The sequence below is a fragment of the Methanobacterium sp. SMA-27 genome, from assembly GCF_000744455.1.
GTDB lineage: Archaea > Methanobacteriota > Methanobacteria > Methanobacteriales > Methanobacteriaceae > Methanobacterium_B.
On sequence record NZ_JQLY01000001.1, the window covers coordinates 1,049,768 to 1,066,609 of the forward strand.

19 protein-coding genes are annotated in these 16,842 nt (G+C 32.2%); 7 read left to right on the forward strand and 12 right to left on the reverse strand.

The features are described from left to right. The first annotated feature begins 87 nt into the window (after positions 1 to 87). Both DL91_RS05320 and DL91_RS05325 read left to right on the forward strand, forming a co-directional pair. Complete coding sequence (locus tag DL91_RS05320; protein WP_048190553.1) at positions 88 to 636, forward strand: manganese efflux pump MntP family protein; 549 nt, start codon at positions 88 to 90, stop codon at positions 634 to 636. Positions 637 to 815: 179 nt separating this feature from the next. Then, positions 816 to 1,022: a hypothetical protein gene (locus DL91_RS05325; protein ID WP_048190554.1), complete on the forward strand. Its 207-nt coding sequence runs from the start codon at positions 816 to 818 to the stop codon at positions 1,020 to 1,022. 369 nt (positions 1,023 to 1,391) lie between these two features. Here the strand turns inward: DL91_RS05325 and DL91_RS05330 are convergent, their stop codons facing one another. From DL91_RS05330 to DL91_RS05350, 5 genes are all read right to left on the reverse strand, one after another. After that, entirely contained in the window at positions 1,392 to 2,627 is a 1,236-nt protein-coding gene (locus DL91_RS05330; RefSeq protein ID WP_048190555.1) for a PQQ-binding-like beta-propeller repeat protein, read from the reverse strand. A gap of 40 nt (positions 2,628 to 2,667) precedes the next feature. Beyond that, entirely contained in the window at positions 2,668 to 3,837 is a 1,170-nt protein-coding gene (locus tag DL91_RS05335) for an ABC transporter permease (protein ID WP_048190556.1), read from the reverse strand. Continuing rightward, positions 3,830 to 4,849 (reverse strand): ATP-binding cassette domain-containing protein, encoded by a 1,020-nt coding sequence (locus DL91_RS05340; protein WP_231551402.1) that lies wholly within the window; start codon positions 4,847 to 4,849, stop codon positions 3,830 to 3,832. Before DL91_RS05340 ends, DL91_RS05335 begins: the two co-directional genes overlap by 8 nt. Before the next feature lie 84 nt (positions 4,850 to 4,933). Further along, positions 4,934 to 5,395: a PadR family transcriptional regulator gene (locus tag DL91_RS05345; RefSeq protein ID WP_052374222.1), complete on the reverse strand. Its 462-nt coding sequence runs from the start codon at positions 5,393 to 5,395 to the stop codon at positions 4,934 to 4,936. Between the two features lie 582 nt (positions 5,396 to 5,977). Next, complete coding sequence (locus DL91_RS05350; protein WP_081882615.1) at positions 5,978 to 7,252, reverse strand: chloride channel protein; 1,275 nt, start codon at positions 7,250 to 7,252, stop codon at positions 5,978 to 5,980. 309 nt (positions 7,253 to 7,561) lie between these two features. Between DL91_RS05350 and DL91_RS05355 the strand changes: the two genes are divergently transcribed. Both DL91_RS05355 and DL91_RS05360 read left to right on the forward strand, forming a co-directional pair. Further along, on the forward strand, positions 7,562 to 7,888 hold the full coding sequence (locus DL91_RS05355; RefSeq protein WP_048190558.1) for a YbjQ family protein: 327 nt from the start codon (positions 7,562 to 7,564) through the stop codon (positions 7,886 to 7,888). A 44-nt stretch (positions 7,889 to 7,932) separates the two neighbouring features. Further along, positions 7,933 to 8,757, forward strand: coding sequence for a YbjQ family protein (locus tag DL91_RS05360; RefSeq protein ID WP_231551489.1), 825 nt, complete (start codon positions 7,933 to 7,935; stop codon positions 8,755 to 8,757). 121 nt (positions 8,758 to 8,878) lie between these two features. Here DL91_RS05360 and DL91_RS05365 read toward each other — a convergent pair whose 3' ends face one another. Then, entirely contained in the window at positions 8,879 to 9,124 is a 246-nt protein-coding gene (locus tag DL91_RS05365; protein WP_048190560.1) for a hypothetical protein, read from the reverse strand. A 418-nt stretch (positions 9,125 to 9,542) separates the two neighbouring features. Between DL91_RS05365 and DL91_RS12845 the strand changes: the two genes are divergently transcribed. Genes DL91_RS12845 through DL91_RS05375 form a run of 3 tightly spaced genes read left to right on the forward strand, consistent with a single transcriptional unit; the run spans position 9,543 to position 12,492 of the window. Continuing rightward, the gene (locus tag DL91_RS12845) at positions 9,543 to 10,385 is read left to right on the forward strand and encodes a chemotaxis protein CheB (RefSeq protein ID WP_052374224.1); all 843 of its coding nucleotides are present in this window, start codon (positions 9,543 to 9,545) and stop codon (positions 10,383 to 10,385) included. Further along, positions 10,316 to 12,220: a CheR family methyltransferase gene (locus DL91_RS05370; protein WP_081882617.1), complete on the forward strand. Its 1,905-nt coding sequence runs from the start codon at positions 10,316 to 10,318 to the stop codon at positions 12,218 to 12,220. Before DL91_RS12845 ends, DL91_RS05370 begins: the two co-directional genes overlap by 70 nt. Before the next feature lie 41 nt (positions 12,221 to 12,261). Continuing rightward, entirely contained in the window at positions 12,262 to 12,492 is a 231-nt protein-coding gene (locus DL91_RS05375) for a hypothetical protein (RefSeq protein WP_048190561.1), read from the forward strand. Between the two features lie 92 nt (positions 12,493 to 12,584). On the opposite strand, the gene DL91_RS05380 is transcribed toward DL91_RS05375, so the two are convergent. From DL91_RS05380 to DL91_RS05400, 6 genes are all read right to left on the reverse strand, one after another. Further along, the gene (locus tag DL91_RS05380; protein WP_048190562.1) at positions 12,585 to 13,547 is read right to left on the reverse strand and encodes an alpha/beta hydrolase; all 963 of its coding nucleotides are present in this window, start codon (positions 13,545 to 13,547) and stop codon (positions 12,585 to 12,587) included. A 446-nt stretch (positions 13,548 to 13,993) separates the two neighbouring features. Then, entirely contained in the window at positions 13,994 to 14,485 is a 492-nt protein-coding gene (locus DL91_RS05385) for a tetratricopeptide repeat protein (RefSeq protein WP_048190563.1), read from the reverse strand. A 58-nt stretch (positions 14,486 to 14,543) separates the two neighbouring features. Continuing rightward, positions 14,544 to 14,936, reverse strand: coding sequence for an FxLYD domain-containing protein (locus DL91_RS05390; protein ID WP_048190564.1), 393 nt, complete (start codon positions 14,934 to 14,936; stop codon positions 14,544 to 14,546). Positions 14,937 to 15,222: 286 nt separating this feature from the next. Further along, positions 15,223 to 15,396, reverse strand: coding sequence for a hypothetical protein (locus DL91_RS13565; RefSeq protein ID WP_156096029.1), 174 nt, complete (start codon positions 15,394 to 15,396; stop codon positions 15,223 to 15,225). Continuing rightward, a complete protein-coding gene (locus tag DL91_RS05395) occupies positions 15,393 to 16,070 on the reverse strand; it encodes a metallophosphoesterase (RefSeq protein ID WP_048190565.1) in 678 nt (225 codons plus the stop codon). The genes DL91_RS13565 and DL91_RS05395 overlap by 4 nt, the downstream gene beginning before the upstream one ends. 45 nt (positions 16,071 to 16,115) lie before the next feature. Beyond that, positions 16,116 to 16,685 carry an undecaprenyl-diphosphatase gene (locus tag DL91_RS05400; RefSeq protein WP_052374227.1) on the reverse strand — a complete coding sequence of 190 codons (570 nt, stop codon included), beginning with the start codon at positions 16,683 to 16,685 and terminating at the stop codon, positions 16,116 to 16,118. Positions 16,686 to 16,842 lie beyond the last annotated feature (157 nt).

Here is a 16,842-nt window from a genome sequence, read left to right on the forward strand (position 1 = left end):
TTTTATTTATCTTTCTTAGTATCTATTCTAAAATAAAGTTAAAATTGATAAAAACTTTATATTATGATTTATCTATACACTTAATCCATGAATTTTATAATAATATTTTTTATAGCTGTTGGGCTTGCTATGGATGCATGTTTTGTTTCCATTACAAAGGGAATGGTGGACAAGACAAATATTAAACATGCACTAATAATTGCACTATTTTTCGGCGGATTTCAGGGATTCATGACAATTGGCGGTTGGATCATAGGAATTCCTCTACAACAAATTGTTTCAACACTTGCACCATGGATAGCATTTATTCTAATTTCAATCATAGGAATTAAAATGATCTATGAATCTTTTGCAGACAATGAAGATGATGATGACAATGGTAATTTTTCAATAAAAGAGATAACTATACTTGCAATTGCAACAAGTATCGATGCATTTGTTGTTGGAATTTCATTTGCACTATTGAATACTCCGATAATTGAACCTTCAATAATAATAGGAGTTGTTGCATTTATATTGTCTTTTATAGGAGTTTATATAGGGAAAAGGTTGGGACATTTATTTGGAAAAGAAATTGAAGTTATAGGTGGAGTAATATTAATATTAATAGGAATATATATTTTAATTGGTTTTTAAAGGTCGATATAAGAAAGTTGGATTTATCTTAATATTCTTATAATCTTTTTTAAACTCTATATTCTCATGATTTAAAAAAGGTTCAAGATTTATTTCAAGGAATTTATTTTATTCATAAAAAAGTTTAGATTTTAGAAAGTTCAATATATTAAATACGAAAAAAAATGGGGTGTTAATATATGCCAGATTTAGGGCCATTGGGAAGGGGTGGAGCTAGAAGAAGAACTAGAAAAAGAATGTCAGCGGTTAATGAAGGGCAACAATCGCAAGAACAACCTGAAAATGAGATTATACCCGATAATTCAGATAACTTAGAAAAATTAGCTAAGCTCTTGAAAGATAAGGGTGTAATTACCGAATCAGAATACAACTTGATATTTGGTTGATATTTTAATAATTAAAATGTAAATATTTGTGAATAAATCAATGAAATTATTGATTTATTTACTTTACTATTTTTGTTTATTAGAATGAAATAACGATTGAAATAATACATTGCATCAATTTATCTCCCTGTATATTATACTCCTCTCCAATATTACGTATGTTTTTTTCAATATGAATGAAATGTAATTAACATGTATGTATATACCATATCGATTACCAGCCGAATACCAAAAAAGTTATGGATTAATTAATAGTGTACCCATTTAAACCAACTACTTCGATATAAATTGGGTTTAAAAATAAATAAAGTTACGCTGAATTTAAAAAATTTATTTAAAAAAAAAATAAAAATTAGGGAGGATTAAGTATTATTCCTCTCCTTTTCTTCTTTTCCTTAATACTCTGAAAGCTACTAATGCACCAATTATCACTATGACTATGGCTGCTATGTAATAGACATATGGAGTTACTGGTCCAGATTTACGTGAAAAGTCCATTGAATACATGTTTCCGTTGGCATCACCAGCCAATATATCGTCACCGTATATTACAGGTGAACTCATTGGTGAATTGAAGAGGTAATAACCTGGCATGAAACTCCATACTTCTTTTCCACTGAATTTGTTCAATACATAGACTGTTCCACTTGTTGATGTAACTACTATGTTGTCTCCCATAAGTGCAGGGGCTGATTCAACATTTCCTGTGTTAACAGACCATTTCAATTTTCCGTCACGCATATCAAGAGCTGTTACATTTCCATTATCTGAACCTACAAATAGAGAGTTATCATTTGAATCGAGGAGTGCTGATGATTTTACAGAATCGTTTAAGTTATATGTCCATAAAACTGATCCATCTCCCGTGTTCATAGCATAAAAGTTTCCATTGTCGGTTCCCATGAATAATGTGGTATTATTAATTGCAGGAGATGATCTCACAGCACTACCAGTATCATATTCCCATGCTTTTGTACCATTGTTGATACCAACAGCATAAATTTTACCATCATCAGATCCAAAGTAAACAGTATCGTTGAAAACTGTTGGGGAAGATCTAATAGCGTTTGCTGTTTGGAATTCCCATTTCATTGTGCTGTCGTTGGTATTTAATGCGTATAACCTTTGATCATCTGATCCAAAGTATATGATTCCATTATCTATTGCAGGAGTTGTTTCAATGGAATTACCTGTTTTATATTTCCATACGTCATCTCCTGTTTTTTTATTTAAAGCATAGAGATAACTATCACCTGAACTGAAATACACATTATCGCCAACTACAACAGGGGCAGCTGTGATATTTCCTTCGGCTTTAAAATCCCAAACTTTTGTGCCGTCATCAAGGTTAAGTGCCGAGAATAAACCACTGGTTGAACCAAAGTATATTAATTTATCTGAAATAGCAGGCGAGGTTAGCTTACCTGCTGTTTGGAATATCCATGTGTCTGGATTGAAATCCGATGCTTCATCCAGGTAGCCTGTGTGGTTGGTGTTTAGCTGAAACATTGGCCAGTCTGTTGCAGAAGCTGGAGCAATTGCTATTGGACTTACAAAAAGACAAACCATCATAAATCCAATCAATATATTCTTTTTTCCAATCATTTTATCACCTAATTATAAAATTTAAATCAAAATTTCCTTTTTATATATCTCTGTTAAATTTGGTTACTCCTAAATAGAAGAATATTGCTGTGAATCCTAAGAGCACCACAATATCTAACCATATATCTCCTACGCCTGATCCTTTCAACATTACAGCTCTTAAAGCATCGTTTACATAAGTTAAAGGCAAGATATATGCAATTTTTTGGAATATCCAAGGCATTGTTTCGATAGGATAGAAGACACCAGATAGAAACATCATTGGCATTGTAATAGGCATCACACTCTGCATGAAATCTTCTTGTGATGAAACTCTGGCCGATACCATGATTCCAAATCCTATAAAACATAAAGCCCCTAGTATTAACAGAAGAATCGTCAACACAATACTTCCATTAATTATAATTCCAAATAGGACTATCGCCGCCACTATCAGCAGGATCCCTCTTCCAGTTTCCTGTACTAATTTGGATATAATTTTTCCACCAACAACTGTTGCGACACTAGTAGGTGTCATGAACAATCTTGCAAGTTCTCCTCTTTCCCTTTCACCAGCTATAATTTCCCCCATACCGAACACACATCCGAAAAGGATTGTCATACCTATAATCGCAGGTGCTAGGAAATTTAAATAGCTAATATTTCCATATAATTTATTTACCTGAAGATTTATGGTGTTTAATATGCTCTGGAATGGTGTTACTTGAGTTCCATTTACCTGGTTACTTGCAACTGATATTGATGAAGATTGAAGTTTTTGAACTGCTATCTGCTGATTTATCTGATTAAATAAACCTTGAGTAGCTGGAATAAGAGCACCTGCAGCAAGCTGGTCCGATGAATCTACATCGATAACAATACTCTTCTGCGATGTATCGTTCAAATTATCAAAATTTGTTGGTAGAATTATAGCTGCTTTAGCCTGTCCGTTTTGAACCATCTGTAAACCTTTATTTGGATCCGTGGTTATCTGCTTTACATCGTACAGTGTATTACCTTTAATAGCAGTAAGGGTTGCATCTGATATAGGACCTTGACTTTGATCTACCACAACTACAGGTATGTTGTTTATTGTTCCACCCATACCATAACCAAAGAGGGTTATCATAATTATGGGGAACAAAAATAATGACAATAGACGGGGTTTATGTCTCCATAGAACCATCAGGTCTTTTTTGATCATCCACATAATCTTTTTAGTTTCAACCATCTTCTGCACCTTCTTCTTTATTTTTTGTAGTTACGCTCATGAAAACATCTTCCAAGGAAGGATCTTTGGTGGATATTGATGTAATATTCCCTCCTTTAGCGATTATTTCTGAGATTATTTTATTCACAGACTCATCAGATGATTCTATGTCCATAACTATTCTTCCAGAATCGTGTTCATTTAATAATTCAACTTCCGGCATGTTTTTCAGATGATTTAACATGTTTTCATCTAAATTGTTTATCATAACGCTTAATTCTTTCAAATCCCTGTTTTGTCTTTCAATCTTTTCTTTTAATTGATCGTATGCTTCGCTATCTTCAACAGAACCTTCTTTCCTGAGCTCATCCATAATCTTTATGACATTAGAATTTTCAGAAGATTTAACTTCTTTTTGTTCATGGATCATGGTGTCTTTAAGACCTCTTGGTGTATCAAAAGCAGCAAGAACTCCACCGTTAATAATTCCTATTTCATCACACAGTAGTTCCACTTCGTACATATCGTGAGAACAAAGGATGATAGTACGGCCTTCTGAATTCAGCTCTTGCACTAAATCCCATAAAACCCTCTTGGTTGTGGGATCTAAACCAATTGTTGGTTCATCAAGGAATAATATATCTGGTTGATGGATTAAACTTGCAACAACTGATGCTTTCTGTTTCATACCTCCAGAAAGCTGTTTTACTAATTTATTTTGAGCATATTTAATATCAACAAGTTCCATTAGTTCTTCTGCTCTGCTTACTTTCAAGTCCTCTGGTAGTCCATAGAAGTCTGCACACAGATCAATATTTTCACGTACAGTTAAGTCTCCATATAAACTCACCAGTTGTGGAACCATTCCAATCTTTTCACGCACTTCATTGGGATTTTTTGATATATCGTAACCTGCTACATTTGCAGTTCCGGTTGTTGAATGTATTAAACATGTGAGCATTTTTATGGTTGTTGTTTTTCCAGCACCATTTGGGCCTAGAAAACCAAATATGCTCTTGTTATCTATTTTCATGTTTAGCGCATCAACTGCTGTAAAATCGTCATATCTTTTTGTTAGATCAAATGTTTCAATTGCATATTTCGTAATAACCCCCCCCTATTCATTTTTGGAAAACATGTCTCTCCAGAATTCCTCTAGAAGTGATGTTTTATGGCAACTGAAGACTTTTTTAATTCTTTTGAGAGTTTGAATACCTTCTTCAGTTATTTCATAATATTTTACTTTTCTTTTACCATGTGCTTCCCAAGTTCCAATGATCAAACCTGCATCTTCCAGATTGTGAAGTACAGGATATATTTTACTTGGTCCTCTTACAGTTTCTTCAGATGAAGGACTGATTTTATTGATTTGACTCATAAGTTCGTAACCATGTGTTCTTCCTTTACTTATTCGCCAGAGAATCATGGTTTTACCAAAGCCTTTCATACTTCTCAAGAGTTTTAAATCGTACTCTTTAAGGTATTTAAATATATCAGAGTCACAGTCAAATTCATGATCTTTGTCATTGAATTCATCTTGCTCCGATTCATCAGATGGAGGCTTATTATTTTCTTTCATAATTTCACACCAACTATACTTAATTAAGATATATCAAAATTTGATATATCCATAAATGGTATATGAGTATATATAAAGTTTTCGTTTACAAAAATTCCACCTTCCACATATTTTGTAATTATACATTCAAAAGATTCTTCTAATGGCCAATAAGGCGGTAAGATGGAAACTTTATTCTTTTTGATCAAAATATTTAATAGTGATGTTTAACAATAATTTATATTAGGATACAATAAGATGCATTAGGAACCATATTTTATAAAAAAAATTTTGATCAAAACAACTTGAAGATCATGGGGGGATAAAATGAAAATTTTTGTTGATAGGATCTATAAATCATCAGATTATGATGATGAAAGTAAATGGGTGAATTATGCCTTATTAACACATTTAACGCAATTTTTTTTAAATCAGGGAAAGTAGAACGTTCTCTATAAAAAATTAAAATTCAATTAAATAACTGTCTAAAGGTTATTGAGATATAATATTCAAAGATTTCCTTTTAAAAATATCTTTTTATGGATTTAACTTTTTATAATATCAATATTTTACAATAAAGTGAGTTTCTTTTTTTATTTTTTATCAGTTAATTTTCTGGTTGATCTGTTCTTTATCTTTTTCTTTATCTTCTCTCATTCCCAGTCCATGTGTTATGGAAAATGCAGTTAATGCCGCTAAAAAGATTGGAATTGCATCTGCAAATGGTACACCCACAACAATAATCCCTATTCCCGCAAGTGCAATGGGAATTGGCACAATTGCAGCAGGTACTGCAACTATCATACAACCCAATGCCAGAGCCAATGGCACCTGTGGAAAAATCAAATGAATTACAGCCCCAAAACACGAACCAACAAAAAGTAATGGAAATATTGGACCACCAATAAAACCAAAATTCAATGCTCCGCTTAAAGCTACAATTTTAGCCAAAGCAATAATAACAAGGAGTATAATCCCAATTTCTGCTGCCTGTTGAGTAACAACGGACATTTGAGTTGTACCTAATCCAATTGTTGTAGGTAGTGCAACAGCCAGCAAACCCAACAACAACCCTCCTAAAGTACCGCGTACTATTGGTTTACTATTTAATGGTTCAACTAGTCTGCTGATTATTTTGTTAACAATCACAAAGAACAGAGCAATGGGTACAGCTAATATTCCCAGCACAATTCCTGCACCCAATTGCCATACCTGTAAATTATATGCAGGTGGAGATAAAATACCCAAAAGATTTGACACCGCCATGCCATTTAGTGCATAAAATAGGGAAAATCCAATTGCAGCTGCAAGTCCAGCAATGAGCAATGTTCCATAATAAGCAATCGATTGGAAGTGAGTTGATTCTAGTAACATAATCAACACAGCAAATGGTGATGAAAAAAGTCCGGCATATGCACCTGAAACACCGCTTATAACATTACTTTTGGTAGTTTCAGGATCCATTCCACGAATCTTAGAAACCCAACTTCCCAAGGCCCCGGCCAACATACCAGTAGGCACTTCGGGTCCCAAACTGAAACCACTTATTAATGACAGTAGTGATACTAAAAGAGATGAAGGAACAGGTTTTGGATCCATATATCCCTTATCAACAGCTTTAAATACATCTATCTGTTTAGCCGAGGTGTAACGATGAATTAAACCAACCATGAGACCAACCAATGTCATTACAACTACCATCCACCATGGACCTGTAAATGGTGTCCAGTTATTTAAATTGGGCAAAAGAAGACTCTGCCCCAGATTCATAATAAAAATAAAGATATAAGCTCCTATTGCACTCAACAATCCTAAAAAGAGCCCCCAAATAATACGATTCCAATATTCCTTTGATCTAAAGTTTAAATCCTTGGACATCCTGATTAAACCCCCAGTGTTAAAAATCACCAATTCAGAGCACAAAAAAGTTAATGATATAGATAATATTTTAATATTATTCTGTTTTTCATGATAATAAATTTTTTTCTAGAAAAACCTTCATTTACTAAATTTTTATATATTCATGACAAATATCAAGAATTGATTCATTTTTTTCTAATGCTTTACAATCCAAAAAAAAAATAGAAGATATACAAGTTTGTACAAACATAAAATTGGATTATACCACTAAACTAAAATACAATAAATCATAAATTAATATAAATAATGTTCAAAAGGAGGACAGAAATGCTGATTTTAACCACACCAACTATTGAAGGGAAGGAAATAATTGAATACTATGGTTTAGTTACAGGGGACTCACTTTTAGGTGCAAATATGTATAAAGATGTATTCTCCGGAGTTAGAGATGTTGTTGGGGGCAGGACTTCAAAATATGAAGAAGAGCTTACAAATGCTAGAGACTTAGCAACCAAGAGCATGGAAGAAAAAGCCGAGAATAAAGGTGCTAATGCAATTATAGGAACTCGCGTGGCATATCATAATCTAGGTGGAACTATGGGAAATACCATAATGGTCACCATCTTTGGAACTGCAGTTTCATACAAAGAATAATTGAAAAGTAAGAATTAATTTTGAAGGTGACATATTTGGCAGCTGTGACAAAATCAATTATAGAAAAACGCTGGGCAATTACAGCCATAGTACTGGGAATATTAGTTGGATTCTTTTCAGCTTACTTATGTATCTACTTTCATCTGATTATATTCGGATTCAACATAATGTATATAGTGTCACCACTAGCTGCAGGTTTTGTTGAAACTGTAATAGCCCGGAGAAAGTATGGTAAAAGTACAGGGGCTATCAGTGCAATTTTAACATTTATATTAATCAATATTTATGGTTGGATTATTCTAGGAATAATTACGAACAATCCTGCTACACTCAGTTTAATTACCATAATTGCAATAATACTTACAATACAGGCTGCATTCCCTATATTAATGAATTATATTTTATTTGTTGTTGGGCTGGGTATTATCAAAAAATTGGTAGGATTCCTGGTTTTTTTACCATCTAAAATTAGGGGAATTAACATAGAAGAAGAAACAAAAGGAACAGTTGGACCTCCTGCAGATGAAATATTCCTTGATGAACTAGATATTCCTTTATTATCCATACCACCAGTTGAAGGTGGAAGGGTGAAAAAGAGTATTGGATTGGTAATTGGAGAGGCAGTTGCACAAGAAACTGAAACAGATGGTTTTGTTGAAAAGCTTTCAAAGATCAATGAACCACCCAATCTGGATGATTATAATCTGGGAGATGCCAGAAAAGTTGCAATATCTCGAATGTTTGAAAATGCCAAAGCTATAGGCGCAAATACAGTTGTAGATGTTTCATTGGACTACAATTCAATGGGTGGATTTCAGGGTAGTGCTTTAATTGTAACAGCAACTGGAACTGCAGTAATATATAAATAAATACCAAATCATAGTTATATTAAAATAAATTACTCTTTCTATTTTTTTTTACGGATGAATTCTTAAGAAATATAAAAAAAATTAATGTTTTAAATTCAATCTTGGAAATAAAATTTGTTTATTAACGATTATTTCTATTGATTAAATCTCTTAAATGGTTGAATTGTCTTTCAAAATCATTTAATCTATCACTCAATTCCAGGTTTTTCCTTCGTAAGTCTTCCATATCTCTTGACATCCTATAGATTAGTTCATCTACTTCAGAACCTCCAGATGATCTTCTAGAATTACTTCCAGTGGCCATTCCAGTAGCCTGCTTTTGAACTTGGTCCATTGCACTATCCATAATTTTTTTAGGGTCAAACATTTTTCACTCCACCAAACTTTTTATTAATTCATTGATAATGAATGTCATAGGATATAAATCTATTTTTTTTATTTTTAGATAAATAAAAATAGAATTAATTATTGATCAAACACTTATATATTTTTATAATTTGATGGGTTGCTTCATTATAACACGTAGATTATGATTTAATTAGTCAAAATCAGTATACTCTGTTTTATGGGCGGTTTTTCTGTAAATTTTTAATCTATTACCAATTTCAATACTAAATCTTTTCAACTAAGTCTAATTCTTTGTAGCGCATAAATAGTGGGAATATTTAATTCATAATTCCTAATATAATATTGAATATATTTATCATTGAAATATTTTATATTCAAAACATGGAATAGAACTATAATATTTACAATTTGATTTATTTATGCTGAGGTTGTTTAGAATGATAAACACAATCAAAAATTCGGGTAATGTTAATTCAAATTCATCTAAATTTTTATATGTTGGTATTGGAGCGTCTGCAGGTGGATTAGAAGCTCTAAGAAAATTTATTTCCAATATACCTGAAAATAATGGAATGGCATTTATAATTGTACAACATATGGACCCAACACATAAAAGTGGATTGGTCAATATTTTATCTAGATACACTTCTATGGAAGTTTTAGAGGTTGAAGACGGCCAACAAGTCCAGCCAGAGCATGTTTATATTATCCCTCCCAATAAGGATATGGGTATTTTAGATGGAAGGCTTCAGTTAATGGAACCACTTGAACCTCATGGCCTTAGATTGCCTATAAATTATTTTTTCACAAACCTAGCTCATGATCAAAAGGATAGAAGTGTAGGTATTATTCTTTCAGGTTTTTGGAGCGATGGGTCAGATGGTTTGAATGCTATTAAAGCTAATGGGGGGATCTGTATTGCCCAAGATCCATCAACAGCTGGATCCGATGCTATGCCAATGAATGCCATCAACACCGGACTTGTGGATATGGTACTTGCACCTGAAGAAATTCCAGATAAACTCCTCTCATACAAACGATCGTCTAGTAAGATCCTTAAGAAAATATTAAACCCTGAGGATGAAACTATCCAGGCACTCAGGAAGATATTCTTGTTAATTAGGAATAAAACAGGTCAGGATTTTTCACTGTATAAAAAAAGCACGATTAATAGACGTATAGCCCGGCGTATGAATATCAGATTGAAGAAATGCCTCAGTATACGAGATACCTCCAGGAAAACCCTGAAGAAATTGATCAGTTGTTCCAGGAATTTTTAATAGGTGTAACCAATTTCTTTAGAGATCCTGAGGCATTTGAATCGCTTAAACAGAGTGCTTTAAAGGACATGATAAAGGAGAAGAATAATACAGATATATTTAGGATATGGGTTCCAGGATGTTCAAGCGGTGAAGAAGTATATTCAATTGCAATAATCATACGGGAACTTTTGGAAGAAACAGGCAAAAATTTGGAGGTTCAAATTTTTGGCACAGATCTTGATCCTAATTCCATAAAAACTGCTCGATCCGGTACATATTCCAATATATCTGAAGATATAGGACCTGAAAGGCTTCATAAATACTTTTATAAAAAAGATAATTTATACACCATTAAAAATGATATTCGCGATATGGTTATATTTGCAAACCATAACGTTATAACAGATCCACCCTTCACCAAACTCGATCTAATCAGCTGCAGAAACTTGCTCATATATTTGGAATCTGAAGCACAAGAAAGGGTACTTTCAAACATGAACTATGCACTGAAAAAGGATGGAATTTTATTTATAGGTCCTTCTGAAAATATTGGGGATTTTTTAGAAGCATTTTCTGTTATAGACAACAAATGGAAAATATTTAAATGTGTTAAATCCAGTCGTGTATTATTTGACCACATTAAAACCCGTACAATTTCTTATCAACAGCCACATTCATATTGGAACAACCAATTTGCTTTAAAAGATCTAAAAGTAGGACAAACAGATTTAAATATTACTAAAATAGCTGAAAAAAACTTAATAGATATATATGCACCGCCATCAGCTTTAATCAATAAATTAGGAGATATTTTATTTATACATGGGCGTTTAGGTAAATATTTAGAACCATCTCCTGGAAGAGCCCATATGAACATACTTGAAATGGCAAGGGAAGGTATAAAATTAGGTTTAAGTACAGCAATTCAAAATGCAATATCAAATAATAAGGAAGTTGTCTTTGATAGTCTTCAAGTGGATTCTAAAGATAATAAAGACTATATCAAACTCATTGTAAAGCCTATAAATGATCAAGACTCTGTTAAGGGGTTGTTGATTGTTTCATTCGAAGAATCAGATTCACAAAATCTTGGCCAAGAGAGGATCAAGTTACATATTGATTCCAACAACAATGAACATATTAAATCCATTGAAAATGAACTTAAATTGACTAAAGAACGTTTGAAAGCCAATGTTGAAGAGATGACAACCTCAAATGAGGAGCTTAAATCTGCAAATGAAGAACTACAATCTTTAAATGAGGAATCTCAAAGCACTAATGAAGAACTTGAAACTTCTAAGGAAGAATTACAGTCAACTAATGAGGAGTTAAGCACAGTTAACAGCGAACTTCAGATTAAAATAGATGAACTATCAAGGATAAATGACGATATGATCAACCTGTTTAACAGCTCGGAAATTGCAATTATATTTGTTGACAATGATTTAAAAATCCGAAGTTTTACAAAAGAATCTAATAAACTAATTAAATTAATTGAATCTGATATTGGACGCCCTCTAAGTGATATTGCCATATCAATTGAATATCCCGATCTTATGGACGATATTATACAGGTAACTGAAAAATTGGTATTTAAAGAAAAAGAAGTTAAAACAAAGGATGATGAATGGTACAAGGTTCGAATTATGCCTTATAAAACTTCACAAAATGTTATTGATGGTGTTACTATCACTTTCATCAACATAACTAACCTTAAAACTACACAGGAAAAAATACAGTCTGCATTGGATTATGATGAGGGTATAATCAACACTGTACACGAACCATTGGTTGTTTTGGATGAAAAGTTAAGGATAATTTCTGCCAATCGTTCATTTTTATATGACATTTGATTTATTACAATCAGAAACAGAGGGGAAAATGTTAAATAAAGTTGGAGGAGGGTACATGGGATATTAAACAGCTTAAAAGCCTTTTAGAGGACGTTCTTCCCAAAAATAATGAAATAAATAACTATGAATTTGATTATGTTTTCCCTAAAATAGGTAATAAGAAACTGTTGTTGAATGCACGGAGAATCTATAGGGGAGATATAGGTACACAGTTAATTCTTCTTGCAATGGAAAATATGGATAATCTTATAGGAGATGTGAATAACCTTTAAATTTGTTTTAGTGGATTATATTTCTTTTTTTTATTTAGTTGTTATTTTAGTGAACTTTTAAAAAAAGAATTATGGTTATATTTAATGATTAGTTAACTTTTAAATACATCTTTTAGCATTCCATTGGCCTGTTTAATTGCAGCTCTTGTTGCAGGTGTTTCTGTGATAGGATTTAACAGAACAAAATCGTGTATTGTCCCCAAGTAACGTACAGCAGTAACCGTGACACCAGCTTCGTTGAGTTTATGTGCATAAGCAGTTCCTTCGTCACGTAAAACATCATACTCCCCATTAATAATCATTGCTGGTGGTAACTCTGATAGTTGTTCAAGTGAGGCTTTAAGTGGTGATGCTGTTGGTTCATTTCTTTTTTCATTATCCGGCAAATAATTGTCCCAGAACCATTTCATTGCTTCCTTGGTCAGCCAATGATTAGTTGATAATTCATTGTATGAATCTGTTTCAAAATTAGAGTCTGTCACTGGATAAAATAATAGCTGAAATAGGATATCCGGTCCGCCCCGTTCTTTAGCCATCATAGTCACAGCTGTTGCCATGTTACCTCCAACACTATCACCAACAACAACTATTCGTGATGTATCAAGATTGAACTTGCTGCCATTTTCTGCAATGTATTTAGTTGCTGCATAGGCTTCTTCTAGAGGTACAGGGTATTGGGCTTCGGGTGAAGGTGTGTAATTAACAAAAACTACCGCTGCATCAGATCCATTGGCTATTTCCCTAATTAATCTGTCGTGAGTTGTTTTATTTCCTAGTATCCATCCTCCTCCATGGAAATACATAACAACAGGTAGTTTATTATTATTTCCCTTTGGACGTACTATTCTAATGGATAACGGTCCATTAGGTCCTTCAGGAATATCCCAATCTTCAATATCTGCGGGAAGTTTGTTCACATCCATGTTTTGTACGTCTAATAAAACGTCACGTGCATCTTCAACAGATAATTCATAGATTGCTGGCCCACTTTGACTGTTAAGTTCCTCAAGAAAAGATTTAATTGAAGGTTCGATTCCATTACTTAAATTAGCCATATTCCTTTCTCCCCCTTAAATATAGTTATTGAGTTCATAATTTGCTTTTCCACTCAATATTATGTTGTTTTAAGATTATAAAATTATACAAATATTAATAATTTTAAGAAATCAGGAAAGAAAATTATTTTCTTGCATTGAATTCAGAACGAACATATGATATATTTAATAAAATAGAAAAAAAATAATTTAATGGTAATTTTAGAATTTTTAATATAAATTCTAGATTAACAATGTTTCTTTCCATTAAGAAACTTTTATTCCCTGTTTTTTTATATTTCAAGATTTTTGAGCTTTGAATCTCCATGAACTGGATTTAATAATTTAAATTTGGGAAATTTTTTAATTCATTACATTGCCAACATACATTGAAGTTATTTTTTTGAGGGGCATGTCCAAAATAGCCAATTAAATTTTTATAAGACTTATACCTATAGTTTATATTACTATTTTATCTTTTTTTCTTCATTTAAAACTTTTATAATGAGTTCACGTGCTTCTTTAAAAGTTTTATCCTGAAGTATTGCTTCTTCAAGTGTTTCATGTGCCTGTTCATATTCCTTTAGATTATAATGTGCTTGTCCCTTAAGGTAGAGTGCGTATTTGTAGAAATCATCCTTATTTTGATACCTTTCTAGGAAAGAGTCAAAAGTTTCTATGGAATCGGAATAGTTCTCTAAAATCAGTTGAACATATCCTTTATTATATAATGGCATGCTACTTACAGGATCTAAAAGAACAACCTTTTCAAAGCAATTTAATGCTTGAACATAGTCTTTTTTCTCCAGATGTGCTACCCCTTTATCATTCCAAGCAGGTAAATACCAGTCATCAAGTTTTAATGCTTTATCAAAAAATTCTAAAGCTTCATCTATTTCTCCTTGTCCTAAATAGGACATGGCCTGTTTGTAGAACATTTCCACGTCTTGTTCGCTCATATACTAACCTTACAATTTATTTAAAATATAATCTTAATATTTTTCATGTTATTCTATATCATTTAGATGCATCTTCTACTTGTGCTACATAAGTCTTAACCTGCACTTGTGGGTCATAAAGTGATATTGTAAAGTTGGCGGTTCCACCAGCAACAATAGGTGTTGTTGTTGTGAAACCATCCCCTGTATCAACTAATTTACCTGTGCTGTTGTAACCACTTGCATTTAAATTGATCACGCTGATGTTAAAGGGATTATTATTCTGCACTACCCCATTTATCACAAAAACTCCATTGATATTACTTCCATTGGAATTTATAATGGTTAAATTACTAACATATGACTGTGCGACTGGTCCCTGCGGTGCTGATTGAATTAAAACAACATAACCCGCAACAATAACAATCAACCCAATAATTGACAAAGTCAAATACTTGACATTATTATCCATTTTTCAAGCCTCTAAATTATATTACATCCACATAATGTAATTTAATTACCTATTTATTTAAGATAATCTTATGGTAAATTATCCTGAGACAAATAATAATTCTTATAGTTATTCTTTATTGCCTACAAATTATAAAATTTATGCTAATTTTTTTTCTTAATTTGAATAAATGGAGTTGCTTCTTTTTGATAGAAAATAATTCTGTTGAGTTTTTTTATTTAGATATTCAAATTTGAGTATATTACAATTTTGTTTGATTTATATAAATAAAATTAAGAGATTTGAATTAGTAGGGTACATATGTGTACGTAACATTTTGTTTGGCTATATTTACAACAATATAATGATGGTTGGGTGGATGACCATTTTCTGGAGGTGCACCTGCTCCGCCACTTATAATATAAGGTGTTTTACCCCATACTCCGGTATAATAATTGTGTACATGGGATGTAAATATCATGGTAACATTTTCAGCATCAAAAGTGTATTAAGATCGTTTGCACCGCCAGTTCCATTGATTTTCATTCCCGATTCTTCTCCACGGGGGCTGAATAAGGGTATGTGCATAAATACAAATCTATACTTATAGTTCTGACTTATATTTAGTTGATTTTTCAGCCATGTTAACTGGGTATCGTTCAGTTGTTGTCCATTGGCATTATCAACCACTATGAAGTAAGCGTTATTTTCTGTGAAATTGTAGTAAGTTGGTGAACCAAATATATTCATGAAGTATGATTCCGTGGGATCATTAATAATTTCATGATTTCCAATTACAAAGAGTATTGGTTTATTGAAATGTGCATTTTTACCGGGGTTTAAATATTCATTTTTGAAGTTTTGAAGTTCGCTTGGACTCGATTTTAGATCTCCACCATTGATATTGAAGGATATGTTGGGATAATTGGAATTTATATCAGTTATCATCTTGGAGAAATTTCCATTGTCATCACGTTCATCACCTGAAAATGTAAAACTAAAGTTATCCATTGAATGGCTAAAAAGTTCTATTTGTTTCTGATTCCAGTTTTGAGGCAGGTTATCCTCTTTTAAGAAACCATTATATAGATAAACTGTTGAAGCCAGTATTATTACGATTGCGACTATGATTAAATTGGACTTTAAATCTTTCATTTACATTTATACTCCAGAAATATTTGATAATATTGATAAATATTTTTATTTTATAAATAATTTTATGTAAATTCTTGTGATAGCAGTGTTTAATGGACTCAATCGATCTTTAAATTGATAAATCAATATCGATGAAAATATGGAAACAACAATAGCACCTAAAATATCAAAGGGGAAATGAACTCCACTGAATACTCTTGCTAATCCGCCTGTCAATCCTAGTATAAAGAGTCCAATACCAACCATTCTTGTTTCTTTAAAGTATATCAACATCAAAGCTATTGAAATCATAAATGTGGTGTGATCAGATGGGAATGAAGTTTCAGCGGGATATTGGAACAATTGTGTGCCCATTTGGATCATGAATGGTCTTGGATGGAAATAGATTAATCCAATTATTAAATTAATTGCTAGGCCAATTATGGAAGCATAAATTCCATATAATATTATGTTACGGCATTTATTTCCATTCTTGATCCATAGGTATGCCAGTACTAAAATAATCACAACAGGCATGTACTGGGCCATAAATACAGCAATAATATCTATTAATTGATTTACACCGGCATATTGATTTATAAGGTGGAATAGTGTAATATTAATTTGTTCAATCATTAAAAAATCTTCCAATCTTTAGTATGTCATTAAAATTTTGTTAAAATAATTACTTTAAAATATTTTATATAGAATATATGGGATGTAAAAAACATATCATTCTATTAGGTTTTATTTGATCATTTAAATTTATATTGAAAAACATCACATAAATTAG